This is a genomic window from Bacillota bacterium, assembly GCA_040754315.1.
Taxonomy (GTDB): Bacteria; Bacillota; Sulfobacillia; order DUSP01; family JBFMCS01; genus JBFMCS01.
The window spans coordinates 1-22,084 of record JBFMCS010000056.1; the positions used below are offsets into that span (position 1 = coordinate 1).

The 22,084-nt window shown below is 60.5% G+C and carries 23 protein-coding genes and 1 pseudogene; 3 read left to right on the forward strand and 21 right to left on the reverse strand.

Features of this window, described 5'->3' with window-relative positions; translation table 11 throughout:
- Positions 1 to 423 precede the first annotated feature (423 nt).
- The 21 genes and pseudogenes from AB1576_12765 to AB1576_12865 form a co-directional block, all read right to left on the reverse strand.
- Positions 424 to 1,944, reverse strand: coding sequence for a tripartite tricarboxylate transporter permease (locus AB1576_12765; protein ID MEW6082609.1), 1,521 nt, complete (start codon positions 1,942 to 1,944; stop codon positions 424 to 426).
- Positions 1,945 to 2,060: 116 nt separating this feature from the next.
- Positions 2,061 to 2,735, reverse strand: coding sequence for a tripartite tricarboxylate transporter TctB family protein (locus AB1576_12770; GenBank protein ID MEW6082610.1), 675 nt, complete (start codon positions 2,733 to 2,735; stop codon positions 2,061 to 2,063).
- Positions 2,736 to 2,816: 81 nt separating this feature from the next.
- On the reverse strand, positions 2,817 to 3,959 hold the full coding sequence (locus AB1576_12775; GenBank protein ID MEW6082611.1) for a tripartite tricarboxylate transporter substrate binding protein: 1,143 nt from the start codon (positions 3,957 to 3,959) through the stop codon (positions 2,817 to 2,819).
- Positions 3,960 to 5,402: 1,443 nt separating this feature from the next.
- Entirely contained in the window at positions 5,403 to 6,254 is an 852-nt protein-coding gene (locus AB1576_12780) for a polyprenyl synthetase family protein (protein MEW6082612.1), read from the reverse strand.
- 30 nt (positions 6,255 to 6,284) lie between these two features.
- The gene (gene xseB, locus AB1576_12785; protein MEW6082613.1) at positions 6,285 to 6,539 is read right to left on the reverse strand and encodes an exodeoxyribonuclease VII small subunit; all 255 of its coding nucleotides are present in this window, start codon (positions 6,537 to 6,539) and stop codon (positions 6,285 to 6,287) included.
- On the reverse strand, positions 6,536 to 7,765 hold the full coding sequence (gene xseA / locus AB1576_12790) for an exodeoxyribonuclease VII large subunit (protein ID MEW6082614.1): 1,230 nt from the start codon (positions 7,763 to 7,765) through the stop codon (positions 6,536 to 6,538). The genes xseB and xseA overlap by 4 nt, the downstream gene beginning before the upstream one ends.
- A gap of 87 nt (positions 7,766 to 7,852) precedes the next feature.
- Complete coding sequence (gene gltA, locus AB1576_12795) at positions 7,853 to 9,247, reverse strand: NADPH-dependent glutamate synthase (GenBank protein MEW6082615.1); 1,395 nt, start codon at positions 9,245 to 9,247, stop codon at positions 7,853 to 7,855.
- Positions 9,238 to 10,080 (reverse strand): sulfide/dihydroorotate dehydrogenase-like FAD/NAD-binding protein, encoded by an 843-nt coding sequence (locus AB1576_12800; GenBank protein ID MEW6082616.1) that lies wholly within the window; start codon positions 10,078 to 10,080, stop codon positions 9,238 to 9,240. The genes gltA and AB1576_12800 overlap by 10 nt, the downstream gene beginning before the upstream one ends.
- 106 nt (positions 10,081 to 10,186) lie before the next feature.
- Positions 10,187 to 10,603, reverse strand: coding sequence for a transcription antitermination factor NusB (nusB, locus tag AB1576_12805; GenBank protein ID MEW6082617.1), 417 nt, complete (start codon positions 10,601 to 10,603; stop codon positions 10,187 to 10,189).
- 52 nt (positions 10,604 to 10,655) lie between these two features.
- Positions 10,656 to 10,892: a DUF2273 domain-containing protein gene (locus AB1576_12810; protein MEW6082618.1), complete on the reverse strand. Its 237-nt coding sequence runs from the start codon at positions 10,890 to 10,892 to the stop codon at positions 10,656 to 10,658.
- A gap of 13 nt (positions 10,893 to 10,905) precedes the next feature.
- Entirely contained in the window at positions 10,906 to 11,445 is a 540-nt protein-coding gene (amaP, locus tag AB1576_12815; GenBank protein MEW6082619.1) for an alkaline shock response membrane anchor protein AmaP, read from the reverse strand.
- Positions 11,445 to 11,831: an Asp23/Gls24 family envelope stress response protein gene (locus tag AB1576_12820; GenBank protein ID MEW6082620.1), complete on the reverse strand. Its 387-nt coding sequence runs from the start codon at positions 11,829 to 11,831 to the stop codon at positions 11,445 to 11,447. The genes amaP and AB1576_12820 overlap by 1 nt, the downstream gene beginning before the upstream one ends.
- A 143-nt stretch (positions 11,832 to 11,974) precedes the next feature.
- Positions 11,975 to 12,517, reverse strand: a complete 543-nt coding sequence (locus AB1576_12825; protein ID MEW6082621.1) for a SpoIIIAH-like family protein — start codon at positions 12,515 to 12,517, stop codon at positions 11,975 to 11,977.
- Entirely contained in the window at positions 12,507 to 13,082 is a 576-nt protein-coding gene (locus AB1576_12830; GenBank protein ID MEW6082622.1) for a stage III sporulation protein AG, read from the reverse strand. Before AB1576_12830 ends, AB1576_12825 begins: the two co-directional genes overlap by 11 nt.
- A 15-nt stretch (positions 13,083 to 13,097) precedes the next feature.
- Positions 13,098 to 13,658, reverse strand: a complete 561-nt coding sequence (gene spoIIIAF, locus AB1576_12835) for a stage III sporulation protein AF (GenBank protein ID MEW6082623.1) — start codon at positions 13,656 to 13,658, stop codon at positions 13,098 to 13,100.
- Positions 13,659 to 13,670: 12 nt separating this feature from the next.
- Positions 13,671 to 14,822, reverse strand: a complete 1,152-nt coding sequence (gene spoIIIAE / locus AB1576_12840; GenBank protein MEW6082624.1) for a stage III sporulation protein AE — start codon at positions 14,820 to 14,822, stop codon at positions 13,671 to 13,673.
- 12 nt (positions 14,823 to 14,834) lie between these two features.
- Positions 14,835 to 15,221 (reverse strand): stage III sporulation protein AD, encoded by a 387-nt coding sequence (gene spoIIIAD / locus AB1576_12845; protein MEW6082625.1) that lies wholly within the window; start codon positions 15,219 to 15,221, stop codon positions 14,835 to 14,837.
- A gap of 11 nt (positions 15,222 to 15,232) precedes the next feature.
- Positions 15,233 to 15,430, reverse strand: coding sequence for a stage III sporulation protein AC (gene spoIIIAC, locus AB1576_12850; GenBank protein ID MEW6082626.1), 198 nt, complete (start codon positions 15,428 to 15,430; stop codon positions 15,233 to 15,235).
- A gap of 20 nt (positions 15,431 to 15,450) precedes the next feature.
- Positions 15,451 to 15,969, reverse strand: coding sequence for a stage III sporulation protein AB (locus AB1576_12855; protein MEW6082627.1), 519 nt, complete (start codon positions 15,967 to 15,969; stop codon positions 15,451 to 15,453).
- A complete protein-coding gene (gene spoIIIAA / locus AB1576_12860; protein MEW6082628.1) occupies positions 15,966 to 17,000 on the reverse strand; it encodes a stage III sporulation protein AA in 1,035 nt (344 codons plus the stop codon). Before spoIIIAA ends, AB1576_12855 begins: the two co-directional genes overlap by 4 nt.
- 131 nt (positions 17,001 to 17,131) lie before the next feature.
- A pseudogene (locus AB1576_12865) lies at positions 17,132 to 18,583 on the reverse strand (sodium:solute symporter family protein).
- A 392-nt stretch (positions 18,584 to 18,975) separates the two neighbouring features.
- On the opposite strand from AB1576_12865, the gene hisC reads away from it, so the two are divergent.
- Genes hisC through AB1576_12880 form a run of 3 tightly spaced genes read left to right on the forward strand, consistent with a single transcriptional unit; the run spans position 18,976 to position 21,833 of the window.
- Positions 18,976 to 20,076, forward strand: a complete 1,101-nt coding sequence (hisC, locus tag AB1576_12870; protein ID MEW6082629.1) for a histidinol-phosphate transaminase — start codon at positions 18,976 to 18,978, stop codon at positions 20,074 to 20,076.
- 19 nt (positions 20,077 to 20,095) lie between these two features.
- A complete protein-coding gene (locus AB1576_12875) occupies positions 20,096 to 20,530 on the forward strand; it encodes an ACT domain-containing protein (protein MEW6082630.1) in 435 nt (144 codons plus the stop codon).
- A 4-nt stretch (positions 20,531 to 20,534) separates the two neighbouring features.
- Positions 20,535 to 21,833, forward strand: coding sequence for a phenylacetate--CoA ligase (locus AB1576_12880; GenBank protein ID MEW6082631.1), 1,299 nt, complete (start codon positions 20,535 to 20,537; stop codon positions 21,831 to 21,833).
- The last annotated feature ends 251 nt before the right edge of the window (positions 21,834 to 22,084 follow it).

Sequence of the window (22,084 nt, forward strand, 5' to 3'; positions counted from 1 at the left end):
GCCTTGCGCTGCTGCCTGCTCAGCGGCAGATTTGACGAATTCTGGGCTCGCTATCGGCCGAATAGCCTCCGGTAGGTTCTCTAAAGTGGAATTGCCAATTATTTACTCATAAGATTGTCGTGCACCCCAAACTTTCAAGTACTTTTTTGCTTGATGCAACGGGGTCTCCGCGTCACTTGGGTACACGACAAGTCTGTGAGGCAATAAACGGTAGGAATGAATGCTTTGGCCCAACTTGACCCAGCGCCACTCCTTATCTTGGGGGCGTACTGGGTGAGCAAGGGGGCTGAAATGGGCAAGCAGCAGCCACTCCCCCACCCACCCCAGCACACCGGGTGGGCACCGGGTGGGCAGGGGGGCGTCACTGTCACCAAAGTTTAGTTGAGCGGGCGGTGATTAGTCACCCGCTCACACCCAGATGTGTTAAACGGCGACTTTCCGAGCGGCTATCTCCTTCCGGCATCGAATGAAGTCAAGCAGGAAGGGCGTGATCAGGAAGAGAACAGAGAACACTAGGATGATCAAGGTGATGGGACGGATGAAAAAGGCCCCGAAATCCCCCCGGGTCACGGATATGCCGTTGACAAAACCGTTTTCCGCGATGCTCCCGAGGACTAGGCCCAGGATAATGGCAGCGATGGAAAAGTCGAATTTCTTGGCGAAGAAGCCAAGGATGCCACAGGCAAACATCACCCACACATCCACAAACCGATTGTAGATGGAAAAGGCCCCAAAGACGCAGAATACGAAAATGAAAAGGCTCAGCACCTCGAAGCGCACAAGGAGGAGCCGTATCAGGAAGCGCACGAAGAACATGCCAAAGACAAGCATTACGACGTTCGCTAGAAACATGCCCACGAAGACGGAGTAGGTGAGGTCGGGCATTCGCTGGAAGAGGAGGGGACCCGGCCGCAGGCCATGGAGGATCATGACACTAAGCATCACCGCGGTTGTGGCGCTCCCTGGAATGCCCAGAGTCAGCAGGGGCACCATGGCCCCACCCACAGCTGCATTATTGGCGGACTCGGGGGCGGCTATCCCCTCGACGATGCCTGTGCCGAAATCCTGGCGCCGCTTAGAGAAACGGGCCGCCATGCCGTAGCCGAGGAAAGCGGCGATGGTCGCGCCCGCTCCGGGCAGAATCCCGACGAAATTGCCCAGCAGGGAGGAACGCAGTATGGTTCCGGCGTTCTCCGTGATATCTCGCCTTGGTGGGAAGTTCAGGATCCTTGCATCCTTGATCACCTTGGGGTCAAAGTCCTTGTTAATGTGCTTGTCATACAGGCGGGCAAAGATCTCCGAAAAAGCGAAGAAGCCGATAATGGCCGGAATGAACCCGATCCCGGCCTGCAGCATTGCATTGCCCAAGGTGAAGCGGGAGATCCCAGAGACCGGGTCCAGGCCGATGGTAGAAAGCCATAGTCCGAAGGTTACCCCGAGGAGTGCCTTTACCTGGGACTTAGCCCCAATGCTGCCTACTATGGCCAATCCAAGCATGGCAAGGGCGAAATACTCTGGCGAGCCAAAGGTCAGGGCCACCTTTACGAACTGGGGTGCTACCAGGCTCAGAATCACGGTGCCAATGATGCCGCCCACAAAAGAGGCGAAGATGGCCATAGCCAGGGCACGTTGGGCTTCTCCCTTCAGGGTCATTGGGTAGCCGTCGATAACCGTGGCCGCCGCCATGACGTCTCCAGGCATATTGAAGAGGATGGCGCTGATGGAGCCTCCGTAGGTAGCGGCACAGTAGACTCCTATCATCAGCAATAGTCCAGTTACAGGGGACATGCCATAGGTAAAGGGAACCAGGAGGCCGACAGCGGTCACCCCGCTCAAACCTGGAATAGCGCCGAAGATGAGCCCGATGACCACCCCTAGAGCGATGGCCAGAAGGTTCACCCACATAACGGTGGTCTGCAGGCCAATGTAGAAGAACTCTAACATGAAGATCCCTCCTGCCTTGCGCTTGATGCCCTTAGAAGCCGGGTTTCCCCAGACTACGACCGGAACGGCACCGCCAGTTCACATGATGCCAGGGAACAGGGTGGCCTGGCAGCCTGCTAGTAGAATAGGTTACTCACATCCCGAAAGAATCCGATTCCGCGCGGTACGGATACTACCAGGACTTTGGTGAAGACCACCAGAATAACCGCGACCATGGCCAACGGCGTGATGACCAGCACTAAGGCTCGCCGCTCTCTCAGCAGGAAGAGGTAGGCGAAACCGAACAAGGCGGTACTGGTGATAAACCCCATTATTTGAATGAGATACAGGTAGATAAAAGACAGTCCCACGATGAGAACAAAACGCACAAGCTCCCGGGAGGTAGGTTGCTCCTCCTGGGCTTTCGATGCGGCCTCCGGGGCCTCGAGTTCCCGCGGGGAGAGTGCCCGGCCGTCTTTCAGAAGTCCCCCCCGTAGGCTGGATTCCGTCTCCTCGACAAGGTAGCGCCCGTTCTCTTGAGTCTCAGGCGATTCGCAGGCTTGCTTGTCTTTAATCTTCCTGTAAGCGCCATATAGCAGCACAGCGGCGAGGACGGCTCCGATCAGCAGGGTCCAGCCCGGCCAAAAGGCGGGGCTCACGAATCGCCACTTCTTGACCTGCAGGTTTATGAACTCACCGATGAACAGCCGCGCCCCCAGGAAGAAGACCAAGAGAACTGCCGCTACGGTCAACTCCCCGTATCTTCGCCACTTTATCATCAGGTCGTCCAGGGTTTCCATGATCTTCAGCACGATCGTTCACCACCTCTGGGCTTATTGGCCAGCACGAAAGGGGATGTGACTAAAAGGGGGAAGGGGATGCCTTCCCCTCTCCTAGTCCGAGATGTAGCCCAGTTCCTTGGCCAGATCACGCAGCCCTTCCACTTCGTGCTTCGCGTATTCCTCGAACTCCTCCGAGTTCAGGTACGCCTTGGGCAGATGCTGGAAGAATTCTACCTCATACTCAGCGTAGTAGGGCAGCTTGGAGGCTGCGTAAAAGGAGTTGTGCAGGTAGTCAATGATCTTAGGGTCAGTCCCCTTAACGGTAACCATGCCGCGCCAGCGACCCACAGGGACGCTGAAACCCAGGTCGGCTATACAGGGGATACTGGGATCGATCTCATTGAAGACGATGCTACCACCATAAGCCAGGGGGCGGATGTCGCCGTTCTTGTAGAGATCGATTACCGTGCCCGCTGTCTCGTGCATGATATCCACATGTCCACCGAGGAGACTGGTTGTCCGCTCCCCGACCTTGTCATAGGGCACGTAGATGATGTCAGTGCCCAGTTCTTTGGAAAGGGATGCGATCCGGAACTCATCATCCCCGCCTGCTCCCGCGCCACAGATGGTTAGCCGGCCGGGGTTGGCCTTGGCGTAGTCGAAGGCGTCTTGGATGGTCTTGAAGGGGCTATCCGCGCGGACCCAGTAGATCTCGGTGGCGCCCTGGTTTCGGATGATGAAATCCGTATCATTGGTGAAGGAGTGAGGCTGGGTACCCAAGGCGTCGTTGATGGTCTGGTTAGCGATGGCCCCATAAATCGTGTAGCCGTCCGCCGGTTGGGTAAGCAGGTAGGCCAGGCCGATCTCACCGCCGCCGCCGGGCATATTGTTGTAGACTATGCTTACGCCCATAATCTTCGCGGCGTCCTGGCCGATGTGCCTTGCGTAGCTGTCCGAGCCCCCGCCTTCACCCCAGGGAATGACATACTCGATGGAGCGAGCAGGATACCCTTCGGGCTTTGGAATGACCTTCTGAAGTTCAGCGATGGCCTGATCCAGGTCATATTCCTTTTCGTTGAAATCAGCGATCATCGCGTCAATAGCGGCAATCACCTCGGACTGGCTGGGCCACTCAGGGCCGCCATCACTGGTTTCAGCTGGCGGCTCGGTCTTGGCCCTTTCCCCACACCCGCCCAGCGCGAATAAGCTGAACACCGTCAAGAGCACCACTGCCAGCGCAATACTCCTTTTCATGTCTCTTGAACCCTCCCCTTGTCTGTCCTTCCGAGGCTCCCAGAGCACAGCAATAACTCATCTGAGCCACGTTGACGTATGGACTTGCCACTCGGTTGTTCCCTCCCTGCGTCCCAAAGGGAGATACTGGCCCTTGAGGTTTGGCCTGATGGTGGAGCATGACCTCTGTCTATCGCACAGATCCCCGGCGCAGGCGCCGCCGGTCAAGAGATGACAGCGACATCACGGGTGCCTTCTTGGGCGGCGTCAAGGTCATAGGCTGCACTTCCCTCCTCTGATCCTGCAACACCTCCTCCGGCGGGAAGACTTCGCAACCGCTTGTGTCCACCGGCGAACAATGCCCACCTTGAGAATTGCAGCAGCGTTGGATACACGACAGGGCTTCCGGGCCAAGCAGGCCTTCCAGTTCCCTTGCTTTAGCGCCAAACCGGCCGCGCACTACGGCGAATGGATCAGCAATGTTGCGTCTAGCGCCTCTTTATTTAATGTTTTCACTATGCGTCTATTGCCTAATTATTCCTTCTTTCCCCTTACTCTCCCCGTGGAATTCTCCCGGGGGCCTAGACTCCTGCCTCACCTTAGGAATTACACATCTTGCGAGCGAAGCGCCCAGTCTCTCCGGTAGCGACCCTGGGTTGACCTCCAACCACTCGCAGGGAGACTCCCAATTCGGGTGCTTAGACTCTATTGTGGAAGCGCCGAGGGACCAGCACCTTCACGGTGAACCCTGCGTTTCGGTGTTGTTGCTGGCATAGAATGACTCAGGATCACCGGAGGAGAATCGACCCACCTCCCGGCGAAAGACACAACCGGTTAGGCCAAGACCTGGAAGGTGTCAACACCAATGCTGGGAGAGGCATTTGCGATGTACCGATACGATTAAGGGTAGTAGCCCTAAGCGGCCTTAATAATGGCTTGGGGGAGGAGGATGAAGGTGTGATTGGGGTAAGGGGTGTTCAGTGAGTGGTACACCTAGCAATGCAAGCCGCCGCTTGCACTCGATACCGACTTCTGGGCGGGAGAGCGGTATCTAGAATACTCCTCTCGCCAAGCCCCTCAATCTCCTCCCACCCAAACAGCCGCCCCTGCGGCATAATTGCCATGGGTGGTCCTCCCTCCTGTCAGGGGTTTTGTCTCCAAACGTCACTTCCCAACACAATGAGGGCAGCATCACCTGGTTTCACCTGGGGTCGGTCTTATAAAACCATCCCTATCCATGACAAAAAACCCCGCGTATGCACTATCCCGTCGGGTAAAAGCCTTTCTTCCCTCTACTATCACCCATGCTTAACCTGCCGGTCTTCTGCAACGCACATGGCTCGAACAAGACCGATAGTCATGATGTCCTAACGTCAACTGGCGCTTCGTTAACGGACCCTTGACACCCCCCTGCTCCCAGGTATTCTGACCTTCAATCGCCAGGGGCGACAGCCCTGTCTCGCTTCACAGCGGCTGACCTGGGGATCCCCGAATAAGGCTGTCAAGGAGGCCAGATAGCACTCTTGCTCTTTCCCCCAGCGGCTCAAGACAGGCACGAGCGCTGTCTAGGGAGACCCTGGCCATGGCCAGGGTCTCCTTGCGGCCAATGACCCTGACGGCATTGAGGCCCTCGGAATCGGTAAAGTCCGCCAGGTCATCCAGCAGCTGGTAGGCCCTCCCCGTCTCCATCCCGTACTGCCCCAGGAGGGACAGGGTTTCCGGCGAGGCACCAGCAGCCATAGCCCCCATCCGAGCCGCCGCCTGGAATAGAGCACCGGTCTTCTTCCGGTGGACCTCCAGGAGAAACTCCCTGCTAACCGGACAGGGGGTGGCATCTGCAACCTGGCCTGCGATGATGCCTGTACACCCTGCCGCCCTGGCCAGTTCCAAGATGATCCCAGGCCATGCCCCCTTCGCCTCCCGGGCCTTCTCAGACAGCACCTCGAAGGCCAGCGTGAGCAGGGCATCCCCAGCCAGCACCGCTGTGGCCTCTCCGTACGCCTTGTGCACAGTGGGTAGGCCCCTCCGGATCTCCGCATTGTCCATGCAGGGGAGGTCATCGTGGACCAGGGAATAGGCGTGAACCATTTCCAGGGACAGCGCAGCCGGTAACACCGCCGCTGCCTTAACCCCGCAGGCCTCAGAAGAGGCCAGGCACAGGACGGGCCTCAGCCTCTTACCTCCACCCATGAGCGCGTGGCGCATGGCAGCAAGGAGCGCGTCTGGACATCCCCTCTGCCCCTGGATTGACAGGGATCCCTCCAGGCCCTGGTCTACCAGGAGCCTGAGGCGCCCCCACGCAGTCTCGAATTCCATCCCTACACCCCCGTGAGGAAGCAGGTATCTTCACGGTTTCTCCTCAAGCTCCGGGGCGGTAACCGTCAGGATGCGCTGCCCCTCAGCCAGCACCTTCTCTATCTTTCTCTCTGCCTCCTCCAGCCTCCCATGGCACAGTCGCGAGAGGGCCATGCCCTCCTGGAAGAGCGCCAGGGATTCGTCCAGGCCAATCTCGGATGTCTCAAGCCGCCTCACCACTTCCTCTAGCCTGGAGAGGGCCTCCTCGAAGGTCATGCCGCCTCTCTCTTCCAGCGCCCTCTTCAATGGCCATCCACCCCTTTTTCCTTCTTGGGAATTACCTCGATCACCTCACAGTGAACCTCGCCATCCCTCAGGACTACGGCAACACCATCCCCGGCGGACGCCTGGGAGACACTGCCCAGGAGTCTCCGCCCTGGTTCCAGCAGGGTGATGGAGTACCCCCTGGCGAGCACCGCTAAGGGGCTAAGCGCCTGGAGCCTCGCGGCCATCTCCGAGCTCCTGGAGGTCTTCCTTCCCAGCAGGTTGACCATGGCCCGTTCCATTCGGGTGGACAGGTCGTCAAGCTGCTGCCGCCTCTGGTTTATTCGATCCATGGGCCTGGAGAGTGCAGGGCTCCGGGCTAGGCCCTCCCACCGCCCCCTCAGCAGAGAGCGTCGTCTCTCCAGGGCCATCGCCAGCCGCCTCTTGAGGCCTCCCAGGCCTGAGAGAAGGTGCGCCTTCTCCGGCAGGGCCATCTCCGCCGCTGCCGATGGTGTCGGAGCCCTGGCGTCAGCCACCAGGTCAGCCAGGGTGGTGTCGGTCTGGTGACCGACGGCGGATATCACCGGGACCCGCGAGGAAAACACCGCGCGGGCCACCTCCTCCGAGTCAAAGGCACCGAGGTCCTCCTGGCTACCGCCGCCCCTGCCCACGATGATGACGTCCACTCCGTCGACCTGGTTCAGCGAGACCAAGGCCCTATGGATGCTGGCGGGAGCGCTGTCCCCTTGGACCTGGACAGGCGCGAGCACCAGGTGGCAGTTGGGATAGCGCCGTCTGGCAACAGAAATGATGTCTCTCAGGGCAGCGCTTGTCGGCGAAGTAGCCACGCCCACCTTCCGGGGGAGCATGGGAAGGGGTCTTTTACGGGACGAGTGAAAGAGGCCTTCAGCCTCCAGGCGAGCCTTCAGCCGCTCGTATTCCTCCTTGATGGCTCCCGCACCATCCAGCTCCAGCGCCTCGACGTACAGCTGGTATGCCCCGTCGCGCTCATATACCCCCAGGGACCCGGTGGCTACCACGGCGTCCCCGTCCCTGCATAAGAGGGAAAGATAGGCCCTCCGGGAGCGGAACATCACGCACCGGAGGGCGGAAAACTGGTCCTTCAGGGTGAAGTAGGTATGGCCTGAGGTGTGAACCCTGAAGTTGGAGAGCTCTCCGCGCACGCGCACACCCCTCAAGGCGTCGTCGCCCTCCAGCTTGCCCTTGACCATCCTGGTTATTTCGATGACCTCCAGGATTCCTTCCAAGGGATCCCTTCTTTCGCCACGCCTCGCCCTTGACCCTATCTATGGTGTTTTGGGCCCCCATGCTGGTGGTCACCGGGCCCCGGTTCGCTACCTCTTAGTCTTGAGATACTCGTCCATGGCCTGGGCGGCAGCCTTACCGGCCCCCATGGCCAGGATCACTGTTGCCGAGCCCGTAACCGCGTCACCCCCGGCGTAGACCCCCTGCCGGGTGGTGAGCCCTGTTGACTCATCCACGATGAGGCCACCCCAGCTGTGGACCTGGAGTCCCTGGGTGGTCCTGGCGCAAATGGGGTTCGGGCTTGTTCCCAAGGCCATGACCATGGTGTCCACCTCCATGATGAACTCCGAGCCCTTGCGGGGAACGGGACGGCGGCGACCGGAGGCATCAGGCTCGCCCAGCTCCATCCGGACGCACTCGAGCCCCTTGACCCAGCCCTTCTCATCCCCTAGTATCCTTACGGGAAGGGTGAGCATCTCGAAGATGACCCCTTCCTCTTTGGCATTCTCCACCTCTTCGAGCCTTGCCGGCATCTCCACCTCGGAGCGCCTGTAGACAATGTGGGCTTCCTCCGCGCCCAGCCTCAGGGCACAGCGCACGGAGTCCATGGCCACGTTGCCTCCCCCTATCACCGCCACGCGCTTCCCGCACTTGATGGGGGTATCATACACCGGGAACAGGTATGCCTTCATAAGGTTGGTCCTGGTGAGCCACTCGTTGGCGGAGTAGACCCCCATGAGGTTCTCACCAGGGATGTCCATGAACTTGGGAAGGCCTGCACCGGTACCCAGGAAGACCGCCTCATAACCGCCAGCGAAAAGGTCGTCTACGGTGAGAGTCCTTCCCACTATGGCATTGAGTACCAGCTCTACACCAAGGCTTTTTACGTACTCCACCTCTTCTGCCACGATCTGTTTGGGCAGGCGGAACTCGGGAATCCCATAAACCAGCACGCCACCGGGGGCGTGAAGGGCCTCAAACATGGTGACCTGGTAACCCAGCTTTGCTAGGTCACCCGCACAGGTCAGCCCGGCGGGGCCGGAGCCCACGATGGCAACCTTCTGCCCCACAGGTTCTGGCTTCAAAGGGGGCTTGAGTCCAGCCTTTCGCTGGTAGTCCACGGCAAAGCGCTCCAGGCGGCCGATGGCGACGGGCTCGCCCTTCTTCCCCAGGACACAGGTCTTCTCACACTGCTCCTCCTGTGGGCACACCCTGCCGCACACCGCGGGCAGGCTGTTGGTCTCCTTGATCTTCTCTCCTGCGCCGGCATAGTCGCCTTCGTGTATCATCTCGATAAACTGGGGAATCTGTACGTTCACAGGGCAACCCGGCACGCACAGGGGTTTCTTGCACTGGATGCACCGGGAAGCCTCCTTCTTGGCCATCTCCTCGTCAAAACCCAGCGCAACCTCGTTGAAGTTCTGAACCCGGTCCTCAGGCCGCTGCCGGGGCATCTCTTGCCTAGGCGTCTTGCTCACCGGCAGTCACCCCCTCCCGAACAGCAGCATGTGTTCATCGCCTGGCGCTCTTCCTCCTGGTACATCAGGGATCTAGTCATAGCCTCTTTGAAGTCCACCTCATGCCCATCAAACATAGGCCCATCCACACAGCAAAACCTGGTCTCGCCACCCACGGTAACACGGCAGGCACCGCACATGCCGGTGCCGTCCACCATGATGGGGTTCAGGCTCACCCATGTCTTTAGCCCGTAGGGGCGGGTTGTCTCCACGCAGGCTCTCATCATGGGGAGCGGCCCCACAGCGACAATCTCGTCGAACTTCTCATCTTCGTCCAGGAGCTTCTTGATAAGGTCGCTAACAAAGCCATGGAGACCCCGGGAGCCGTCATCCGTGGCAATGTAGACCTTGCTGGAGACCGCGGTCATTTCATCCTCCAGGATGATGAGGTCAGCGGACCTCGCGCCTATTATCGACACCACATCTACACCCCGCTGGTGCATGGCCTTGACCTTCGGCAGCAGGGGTGCCACGCCCACGCCGCCGCCCGCCACCAAGACCCTGCCCTTCTCAGGCAGCTCCGCGGGAACACCCAGGGGTCCAACCAGGTCCGTCAGGCAGTCACCCTGTTGCAAGGCCCCCAGCATCTTGGTGGTCTTCCCCACCTCCTGGAACACTATGGTCAGGGTGCCGGCCTCGCGGTCGAAGTCAGCAATGGTCAGGGGAACCCGCTCACCCCTCTCACCCATTCGAACGATGACGAACTGGCCTGCCTCCGCCTTTCGTGCCACCAGTGGCGCCCTTACCACGAAGAGTTTGGTCACTGGTGTCAGTGTCCTCTTAATCGAGATCTCGAACACTTCTTCTTCCTCTCCTCGCCATGGTGATCTTCTTGTCTACATCTTGCCTTGGCAAACCCTTGAACCATAACACAAATTAAGGAAGCCATATCAGCTTCGACAGGCTTCACTTCGACACTGGACCGGGCTTTCCCTTTTTCGAAACCAGACTAGCCAGTACACCGTTGACAAAGCGCCCGGAGTCTTCGGTGCCGTAGGCCTTGGCTAGGTCCACCGCCTCATTGATGGCTGCGGCCTCCGGGGTGTCCTTGGAAAAAAGCACCTCGTAGGCGGCTACCCGTAGAACGTTCCGGTCCATGGCAGGCATCCGTCCCAGGTCCCAGTCCCGGGACGCCTCTGCCAAGGCGTCGTCTATCTCCTTCAGGTGGGCAACTACCCCCAATAGGAGGGTTTCCGCAAATTCCATGGCGGTTTCGGACAATTCCTCCCGGCCCCAGGCCAGGGCCTTAGAGGGATCCTCCTTGACCATATCCACTTGATAAAGGGCTCTCACCGCCCAGTCGCGGCCTGCTCTTCTGCTCACTAGACCTACCCCGTAAGGGACCCTGCATGGCCCCGCTAGTCGTCACTCCAAGTCACCCGCGGCCATGGGGCAGGTAGCGCTCCAGGATGTCAGCGAGGTTTTCCTTTTCCTCGTCCATGCGTTTTCCCACCTGATAGCCGATGAACACACACACTGCCACGAAGAAGGTCCAGAGGAGTCCGATGGTCATGACCAGGACCGAGAACACCAGTCCTATCGAGGCCCCCAGGAGCTTGTAGCGATGGTTCTCCCATATCTCCCTCATCGCTTCCCTTGAAACCCAGACCACCTGACCTCGCTCCCTATTCCACTCGGGCCCGGCGGGCCTCCGTAGTAATGTTCTCCACAAGAACCCTTACCTCTCGAACCCCAACTCCCACCACGTTCTTCACGTACTCCCCAACGGATTTCTGGATGTCCTCGGACACCTCGGGGACGCTCACGTCCGGGCTAACCCATGCCCGGATGTCGGCAGCAATCCCCTCGGAGGTGCTGGCCACAGAGGCCCTGACGTCCCTAACGCCGTGGATCTGCCGGGCCACCTTCTTCACCAGGTTCTCCACGGCCCCCAGGGAAACCCTGATCTCGCCCAGGGGGGTCTCGTGGATGATTGCTCTCGAGGGGTACTTCCTCCTGAAGCCGAAGTAGAGGAACCTCAGGCTCACCGCCAGGAAGACCAGGGAACTCAGGCCCAGGGCCATCCTGCCGCCAGGGTTTCTTAGTAGCAAAAGGAGTCGTTCGAGAGGGGTTGTCCAACCGAGACTCACAATGAAAAGGGCCAGGGAGACTGCCGCCAGCACCATCGCGTAAAGGGCTAGGAGTATCCTGTCAGGGATGCCCATCACTCCACGTCTCTCCCCTCTTGGAAGGCTACGCCGTGGACATGAATGTTCACCTCAACTACCCTGAGGCCGGTCATGCTCTCCACAGCTTGCTTGACTTTTTCCTGGACTCGGTAGGCCACTTCTGGTATCCGCACCCCATACCGGGTTATCACGAAGAGGTCCAGGGCCGCCTCACGCTTGCCCACATCCACCTTGACGCCCTTGGACAGGTTCTTCTTGCCGAGGATCTCGGATATGTCCCCCACTATGCCGCCGGCCATGCCCACTATTCCCTCTACCTCTGTCGCGGCAATGCCTGCGATGACGGATACCACATCATCGGAGATCTTGACGCTGGTGGCAGTGTCCAGATGGACCCCCTCGCGCCCTGTCTGTTCCGTCAAGGTGCTCACCTCCTCCTCATCCGCCTCTTATTATAGCGAATACCCGTTGGGAACACAAACCTACCGCGCCCAGGCCCCTTCCACAGGGGCACGGCAGCCCCCCCGGGGCCCAGGCCCCCCGAGCTCCCTGGCAGCAATGGGCATCACTCGGGCCTTGCTATTATGTTTACCTGCTCCGCCCCAATCCCAAGGCAGTTCATGGCGATATCGGCCACCTGGGCTACCTGCTTGGGTTCGAGACTCTCAGCCATCACTGTGATGATGACCCCCTCAGCGGTTATGAAGGCCAGGGCATCCTCAAACCCCTTGGAGCGTAGGAGGCCCTCGATCTGAGTCTCCAGCCGGAGGTCCCGGGTGATCTTCATCAGCCGCCTCTCGGCTTCCTCCCGCACCTGGGTATCGCTGCCCGGATCCGCAGCGATGGCCTGGAGCACCTCGGTCTCGCGGCTGGCAGCCCTCTCCCTCTCTAGGCGGGAGTCGCTGAAGAAGTCTGCCTTGGGTGCTAGGAGCATGGTCTCGGCCGCGTCTTCCAGGGACTCCTCCTCAGCCTGGGGTGGCTCGAGGGCACTTCCCTCCTCCATCTTTGCTCTCTTCAGGCCCACATACACAGTGAGCGCCGCCGCCAGGAGGACAAATAGCCCAAAGCGCAACAGGGCCTGCCTTCTCAGAACTATGCTACTTAACACTGCTCTTACCCCCCTTTCTCGGAAGAACCATAACCCTGTGGGCCGGGATGTCCAGGAGTGTTTGGACCGCCTGGCCGATGCTCACTCTTACCTGGGGATCTCGGGCCCCGTCACACACCACCAGCACACCCCCGACCTCCGGCCTGAGGGTCCGCACCTCGATGGGGCTTTCACCTGCCCCTCCCGGCCGGGCCATGGCCAGCTGGAGTTGCTCGTTGGTCTCCGTGGTCACCCTCACCCCCCCTGACGCGTCTCGCTCCTCGGTCTTGCGCTCGGTGCGCGTCTCGTTCCCTGCCATCTGGGCTTCTGGCCCGGCCTTCAGTGACACGGTGACCACCACCTGGCCCGCCCCCTCCACCTGGGAAAGCACCCCTTCCAGATCCCGTGCGAGGCGAGCCTCGTAGCCCTCCAGGCCCTCGGAGACCACCGGGGCCTCAGGCACCTTGGGTGGCTCTTTGGCCTTGGGCCCCATGTAGCTACCAGCGATCAGCAGGGCCACCCCCAAGACCGCTAGGGCCAAGAGGTTTCGGGATATCTTCAGCCGGTTATGGCCCAGGTTGATCAAGGACCTCCCTCCCCTTCACTCACTGATGAAGGTTACACCTATCCTCTCGGGAAAAAACCCATACCTCTCCTCTAGGACCCTCCGTAGCGCCTCCTCTGCCTGCTCCTCGTAGACCCTGAGCTCGCCTGGCTCCACCGGTTTGGCACCCCACCCGAAAGTCCCCCTGACCTCAAGGTGCACCGAGGATAGTTCCCAGCGGCCCTGGCTGTCCCTGCCCACCTCCACACGGGCGGAAGCACTGGAGGCCCCCAGGGAAACGGCGGTCTCCTCGATCTCTTTCTGGAGCTCCTGGGCGAAGGCGGCAGCCACCGCCTCTTCCGTTCCCGCCGGCATAGTAGCGGGGGCTCCTGGCTCCTGGAGGCCGGAGACTGCCAGATCCTCCCACACCGGCAAGGAACCCTTCACCAAAGACAGTACCGGGTTCAGGACCACCAGGACCACGATAAGGCCCATCACCACCTTCACGTACTTCCTGGTGGAACCGCTAGGCAAGAGGAGCTCGAGGATGCCCGCCAGGACCAGGATGAACACTATATCCCGGGCCCATTCTTTGAGGCCTTCTATGACACCCGGCAAGAAAACCCCCTCCTAGAAGGGCCTGGCAACCCCTATTAGGAACGTCAGGCCGATGAAGCACATGAGGGACACCACAGCCAGGGCTACCCAGAATATGGTGAGGGACGCCGCGATACTCTGGAGACACGAGGCAACCCTTTCTGCACCTATGGGCTGGACGGCGGCGGCCGCCAGCCGGTAGATGGCGATGAAGGAGAGTACCTTCAGGAGGGGAAGGGCCACCACGAAGAACACCCCCAGGGCACCCGCCAGGCCCACGGCGTTTCTCAGGAGCTGACTGGAGGAGAAGACGACCTCCACTGCATCAGAGAACATCTTCCCCACCACGGGTATAAAGGACGTGGATAGGAACTTCGTGGACCTCAGCACCATGCTGTCGGTGACCTCGCCTGCTACCTTGTTCACCATGACGAAACCCAGGAAGGCGGAGAAGGACAGCCCCATGACCACTACCGCAGCCTGTCTCAGAAGCCCCACCAGACCCGACACCTTGAAACTGCCGCAGAAATAGCTGGCCACATCCAGGATGGCCGCCACGTAGAGCACCGGGATCACGTAGTCCGCCACGATGACCCCCACGGTATTGACCACAAAGATCAGGGCCGGGTGCAGTAGCCCCGCGGACACCGGTGCCCCCATGCCCGCCACCAGAACTGCCAGGGTGGGAAGGAGCGCCAGCATGAGGCTGGTAAGCTCCTTCACGGCTCCCCTGACCACGGAGACCGCCTGGGTGAGACTTCCCAGGGCCAGCAGGGCGATGGCCATGAAGGAAATGGCGTGGGCGAGACTGGCCACGGCCTCACTCTCGAATGCCGACTGTATCGTGGACAGGAGGGTGCACACCACCGCCAGGATCACCAGCTTCCCCAGGAGGTTCAGGTTATGGCTGACCTCCCCGAAGAAGTAGCGGCCGAGTCCCTCCAGGAGGGCCTTGGGGTTGACTAGCGGCCTTCCCCCCACCACGTCCCTGACCACCTGACCCAGGTTCTCCGGCACGTATTCCCCCAGGTCGCGGCTCATCTCTTTGAAGACCTTCTCCAGCTCTTCGACCTCCACGTCAGCCAGCTGCCGCTGTATGAGGTCTTCCCCCACATCCCCGGCCGAGGCCGGGCCATGCAGCAAGAGCAGGAGAATGAGCACCAGCCACAGGCTTCTCAGTCTCACACGACCATCCCCTCAGAACAGGAGCCCGGTGATTACCTCCAGGACCGCCCCGACAATGGGCACAGCCAGCACCAGGATGAGAATCTTCCCCGCTAGTTCCACCTTGGCTGCCATGGCCTCTTCCTTGGCATCCCGGCAGATCTGGGCAGCGAATTCCGCGATGTAGGCGATGCCGATAATCCTCAGGATGGTGCTCAGGTAGCCCAGGTCTATGCCCGCTTTTACACCCAGGTCTGCCATGAACCTGTACAGGAACCCGATCCTCCCCACCAGGAGGAGGATGACCATAACGCCCGTGGCCACGCTGAGTATTACGGCCATCTCCGGCCTCTGGTGTCTCAGCACCACGACAAACACCAGGGATACCAGGCAGATGCCAAGGATCTGGCCTAGGTCCAATTCCAGTCCCCCTAGTAGAGGTTGAACATGGTCTTCACCGTGTTGAAGAGATCGCTTACGACCTGCACCACCATGGCGAGGACTATGACCACGCCCACCAGGGTTATGAGGTAGCCATGCTCCTCCTTGCCGGCCTGTTTCATTACGGTGTGAAGCACTGCTACGATAATGCCGACCCCGGCGATCTTGAATATGAGGTCTACGTTCAAGGGAGCACCCCCTGCTACTTTCATAGGAGGAGCAGGACCAGGGCAAGACCGGAGAGGATCCCCAGGTAACGGTAGATGCGCGAGTTCCGTGCCTCGTCCTCTCGGGCCTGGGCCTCCAGGGCTGCCAGCCGTTCCCGGGCAAGGTCGAGGTGCCTTGACTGGTCTAGACGGTCGGAGATCCCCAGGGTCTTCCCTAGGCCCCGGAGGACTTCGGAATCCTCGGCGGTCAAGGAGGTAGAGGCGCTGAACTCTTCAAGGGCTTCCCGCCAGCCCCTCTCCGCAGGTAAGCCGGAGTCCTGAATGCGGCGCCCGGCAGCGATGAAGAACTCCGCCACGGCCCCCCCGGTTAGCTGTCCCACACGGCGCAGGGCTTCCGGGAGGGGGGTCTTGAGGAAACTGATCTCTGTCTGGAGGATCTCCAAGGCGGACTGGAGCCTCCGCAGCGTAGCTGTGCGTTCCCGCAGGCTTGCCGCCCCCACCTCCCCCAGTACCGACAGGGCTGCCACCACCAGGAGACTCCCCAAGATGCGTAGGATCACCGGGACATCACCCTCTCTGGCCTTCGCCTCCAGAGGCACCTCAGGTTCCCGTCGATGACCTCCTCCAGGGTACCTGGCCCCGTGTTCCGGGAGAGTACCAGGAACCTATCAAAGGCGCCAGTCGCCACAACGGGTTTGAGCCCGGGCCTGGCAGCTATGTCCTCCACGCCGGACGCATGGGCGCTGGCCAGGATCCGCACCCCTGCCGAGAGGGCCTCCTCGATGGCCTCGGCGTCCCGTGGGCTCCCGATCTCGTCCGTGGCCACCACCTCCGGTGACATGGACCGGATGAGCATCATGATGCCCGCCGCCTTGGGGCACCGGTCCAGCACGTCTGTCCTGGGGCCTACATCCTTCTGGGGCTGGCCCTGGTAGCTGGATGCTATCTCCGAGCGCTCATCCACCAATCCCACCCTGAGGCCGCGGAGACCCAGGGATGGCACCCCATGGGAAACCTGGCGGACAACATCCCTGAGGAGGGTGGTCTTGCCACAGCGCGGTGGCGACACCACCAGGGTGTTACTGATGGCGCCAGCATTGAGTATGTGGCGAAGGACCACGTCGGCCGCCCCCTTCACCTCCCGGCCAAGCCTGAGGTTAAGGCCGGAAATGTACTTGAGGGTCTTGACGGCCCCCCTCTCAAGGACCGCCGTGCCAGCTATGCCCACCCTGTGGCCTCCGGGAAGCGTGAGGAAGCCGCTGGCGATCTCTTCCTCCCAAGCATAGACAGATGAACCTGTCACCAGCTCAAAGGCCTGCGCCACATCGCCCTTGGTCACGTGGTAGGCCTCCTCGGGGGTCTTCACGAGGCGCCCCTCCGGGGAGACCAGGTAATCCCCGGAGCCCACCGTGAGGAATAGCGGGGCGCCCACGGACAGCCTGATCTCCTCTAGAGTAGCGTAGGTGTGCGGTGGAAGGCCCGACAGGAGAGCCCTGAGATGTTCTGGCAAGATGGGAAGGATGCACGAGGCAAGGATGTCCCATCCCTCTCTGGTGATTGTGGCTGTCTGGGCGTTTGGCAGCCCGGCCATCAGGTTCCAGCCCCCTCTCCACAAGAAAGATATGGGGGCAAAAACCGGATTATGCCAACTGTGGGAGTACAGAGAGCCAAGAGGACGGGGAAATGGGGCGGGGGGTGCCCTAGGGGCACCCCCCTTGAGGTTTAGAACCTCATTCCAGTCTCCGTAGCGTCGAGCACTTCGGGGTTGGTCTTCCGGGTCAGCAGGCCTACAATCACCATGGCCACGGCCGAGGCTATAAAGGCAAAGAAGCTGAAGTGGACTGGCAGTGGGGTAACGTACCGGTGTATGTAGCCAAATACCACGGCACCAGCCATCCCCACAACCATGCTGGCGATGCCACCTTCCCGGGTGGCTCCTCGCCAGTAAAGGCCCGCAAGGAGCGGCACGCAGTAGGTGGCGAGCATCAGGCCGATGCCCATCCAGATTAGCCACGCCAGGAGAGCCGGGGGGTTGATGGCAGCCACGAAGGAAAGCGCCGCAGCGATGAGCACCATCCAACGGCTGGCCGACTTCACCTGGGTGTCTGAGGCGCCAGTGTGAAGCACGTTCTTGTGGATGTCCCAGCCGTAGAGGGTACCGGTGGTGAGGAGCAGGCGGTCCGTGGTGGACATCACCGCCGACAGCACAATCACGGCGAAGAGCGACTACACAGAAGCCGGGAAGGAGTGCTCGATGGCGGCCACTATGGCATAGTCCGGGTATGGCACCTGCAACACGCCGTCTGAGACCATTACCCTGGCCGCCAGGCCCGCCATCTTGATGAGGTAGAAGGCGACTATGTAGATGATGAAAGCCACCAGCGGCGCCCACCTGAAGTAGGAGCTTCGCCTGGCCGCCAGCACGTTGTTGAGGGCGTGAGGTGCAGTGGCGAGTCCCAGCGCAAGGAGACAGAAAAAAGACACCAGGTACAGCGGGGTCAGGAAGGCGTGACCTCCCAGGGGAGGGTGCACCTGGGGGTAGACCACGGCCACGAGATTGGGGTCTATGGAGGCGAGCTGGGCATTCACGTAAGCCATCCCACCAGCAGCCTTGAGAATGAAGGGTACCATGAGGATGCACCCTGCCAGGAGCGCTATACCTTGGAGCAGTGTAGTCTAGGCCACCGCATACAGCCCTCCCAGAACCACATAAGCGGTGATCACGACCGCGGACAGCAGGAGGGCGTAAATATGGGGGATCCCAAAGAGCTAGGCCAGTACGATACTTATGGCACGGTACTGCCCGGTCAGGTAGATGAAGCTGATGATGACCCCGGCTGTGGCGGCCAGCGCCCTCATGGCCTTGGGGGATTCAAAGCGGTGAGCCAGGTAGTCCTGGACGGTGTTGTATCTCATCCTCCGAGAGACCCGGTAGATCTTGGCACCGAACAGGACCATGAGGACAGCGACGCTGAAACACACGAATATAGGTTCCCACATGCGGGGCCAGCCTACAATGTATGCCAGTCCGCTGGCGCCCAGCACCGTCATGCCACTCATGACGGATCCGACTATCAGGATCATGAATGCGAGGAAGCCCAGGTTCCGGCCGGCTACAACGTAGTCCTCGGCGGTCTTGACAAACCTCGAGGTTATTGCCCCTATGTACAGCATGGCAACGAAATAGGCTGCGACAACGAGCACCGTAATCCAGTACAGGTTCACCACTCCCTTCCACACAGGTTCCGGCTAGTCCCTAGGCTTGTAGCCAAGACCCCACACCGCCAGGATCAGGGCCAGGGCCACAGGCACCAGGAACATGGTGTAGAAGGTCCCCGGTGGCAGACCCCAGATCACGCACACCACCTCCTTTCTCCAGTGTTGCCGCCACGCTGAGCCGGGCCGGCCAGACCCTCGCAAGCCTGTGTGAAGCCACCCTAACTCCCTGGAAGAATGAAAGAACGGCGCTGGCCTTCGTCCTTCCTGGCTCCTCCAAAGAAGGAAGAGGGAAAAGGGATCTAGAAGGTTAAGTCGATACTCTTGCAGGAACGGGAGTGATGGCATCGATGTTGGAGAGGGTTGAGAGGCTCGCCAGGAAGAACGTCCTGGCGATCAGCCCCTATGTGCCCGGTAAGCCCATTGACGAGGTCAGGAGGGAACTGGGCATTGAAGATGTAGTGAAACTGGCCTCGAACGAGAATTGCCTGGGCCCGTCACCCAAGGCTGTCAAGGCCATGGCGGGCGCTCTGGGTGATTCTCACCTCTACCCCGACGGGGGATGCCACCGGCTCAAGCAGAAACTGGCCTCTCGCTGGGGGCTGCAGGCCGACCACTTCCTGGTGGGCAATGGGTCTGATGAGATCCTCAAGCTGACTGCCGAGGCCTTTCTCCATGAGGGCGAGGAGGTTGTGGTGGGGTGGCCATCCTTCTCCGAGTACATCTTCGTGGCCAACCTCATGGCCGCCAAGGTTAAGAAGATACCCCTGAAGAACTATACCCTGGACCTGGACGCCATGGCCGAGGCCACAGGCCCCTTGACGAAACTGGTAGTCGTGTGTAACCCCAACAACCCCACGGGCACGATGGTCGGGGCTGACGAGGTACGCCGTTTCCTGGATCGGATCCCTCAGGATGCCATTGTGATAGTGGATGAGGCCTACGCGGAGTACGTGGACCATCTAGGCTACCCCGATTGCCGCCAGCTTATCCTGGAGGGCAGGAGCATCGTAGCCCTGAGGACGTTCTCGAAGATATATGGGCTGGCAGGGCTCAGGGTGGGGTATGCCCTGGCTCACCCCGCTTTTATCCAGGCCATAAACAGGGCCCGGGAGCCGTTCAACGTGAACTCCCTGGCTCAGGTGGGGGCCCTGGCGGCCCTGGATGATGTGGAACACCTGGAGGCCTCGGGCAAAACGGTCCGGGCTGGCAAGGCCCAGCTCTACCAGTTCTTTGATGAGATGGGACTGGCCTACGTGCCCACATGCGCCAACTTCATCCTGGCGGACACGGGCAAAGACGCCATGGCGGTTTTCCAGGAACTCCTCAAAAGAGGGGTCATCGTGCGCCCTGCCGGTGGCTTTGGATTGCCCACGCACATAAGGGTGACCGTGGGGACTGAAGAGGAGAACAGGCGCTTTATTGACGCCCTCAGGGATGTCCTGGGCTGACATGGAAGGAGGAAGTACCGTGACCCTACGGCAGGTATCGGTGTTCCTGGAGAACAGGCCTGGCAGGCTGGCCCTGGTAAGCCGGGTCCTCGGGGATGCAGGCCTCAGGATCCGGGCAGCCTCGATATCGGACACCACAGACTTCGGGGTGCTCCGCCTCATACTAGACAATCCGTCCGAGGGCCTCAGGGCCTTGAAGCAGGCTGGCTTGATGGCCAGCGAGACAGAAGTCCTGGGCGTGGAGATACCGGATAAACCCGGGGGCCTCGCGGGGGTGTTTGACCTGCTCAGGGAGGTGAACATCGAGTACATGTACTCATTCGTCGACCAGCCTTCCCGGAATGCCATAGTGCTCTTCCGGGTGGAGGATGTGGACAGGGCGGTCGGCATCCTGGAGACATCCGGCGTAAGCCTTGTGAACCAGGATACGGTTAGCACTAGACCAGGGAGTTGACGGTATGATCTGGGACCCCAAGCACGAGAGCATGCCGGCGCAAGAGATGAGAATACTACAGGTGGAGAGGTTGAAGCACACCCTGGAGTACGTTTACGAGAGGGTCCCCTTCTACCGGAACCTCTTTGACCAGCACGGGCTTATCCCTAGGGATCTTGGGTGCCTGGAGGACCTCAGGGCATTTCCCTTCACCACCAAGGAGCACCTCCGGGATAACTATCCCTTCGGTCTCATGGCTGTACCCCTGGAGGGCGTGGTTCGCCTCCATGCCTCCTCTGGGACTACTGGACGCCCTACCGTTGTGGGCTACACTGCCAGGGACATCGAAACGTGGGCGGAGATGATGGCCCGCATTATCACCCAGGCTGGCGTGGGCCCGCGGGATATTGCCCAGGTGGCCTTTGGTTACGGTCTTTTCACCGGGGCCTTCGGGCTTCACTACGGTCTTGAGCGGGTTGGCGCCACCGTGATCCCCGCCTCCAGCGGCAACACTGAGCGGCAGCTGGTGATGATGAGGGACTTTGGCGTCACGGCACTGGTTAGCACACCCTCCTACGCCCTCCACATGGCGGAGACTGCCCAGTCTATGGGAATAGCCGCGGAGTCGCTCAGGCTCCGGGTGGGGCTTTTTGGTGCGGAACCTTGGACGGAAGGGATGAGGCAGGAGATCCAGCGCGCCTGGGGGATCACGGCCACAGACAACTACGGCCTCAGTGAGGTGATAGGGCCAGGCGTGGCGGGCGAGTGCCCACAGTGCCAGGGCCTTCACATATCGGAGGACCACTTCTACCCCGAGGTGATAGACCCGGAAACCGGTGAGCCCCTGGGGCCTGGAGAGAAGGGCGAACTTGTGTTCACTTCCCTCACCAAGGAGGGTCTCCCTGTTGTGCGCTACAGGACTCGGGACATTTCCGCCCTGCACTTTGGGCCATGCCCGTGCGGCCGCACCACAGCCCGGATGGAGAGGGTGAGCGGCCGGACCGATGACATGCTCATTGTTAGGGGTGTGAACATCTTCCCGAGCCAGGTTGAGAGCGTTCTCATGGACATAGAGGGCATATCCCCCCACTACCAGCTGGTGGTGGAGCGCAGGGGCTACCTGAACGACCTTGAGGTGCAGGTGGAGCTCACAGAGCAGGCATTCACCGGCAGCTTTAGGGATCTGGAGATGCTGGGACAGAGGGTTGAGGCACGTTTGCGGTCTGCCCTCTCCATCAACCCCAGGGTGAAGCTACTCGAGCCCAGGACCATAGATCGCAGTCCTGGAAAGGCCAAAAGGATAGTGGAGAACGGGACACCGTAATGGGAGAGTAAGACGCTTCAAGGTGGGCGCAATCGGGTATGGGGGCATCTAGCCTCGTCTCCCCACACCACCCGGCGTGTGGGTTTGCACCGGGCATTTCAGCAAGGTTGGGGAGGTTCCCGGTACGTAAAGATTAGGCTGGTGACACCCTGAGCCTGCCAGTAGGCCAAGCCCAGGCCTTGGTCTAGAGGCCCCATAGGACGTCGCAACAGCCTTTCTGGCTGTTGGCCAAGGGGACAGACTGCCGAGGC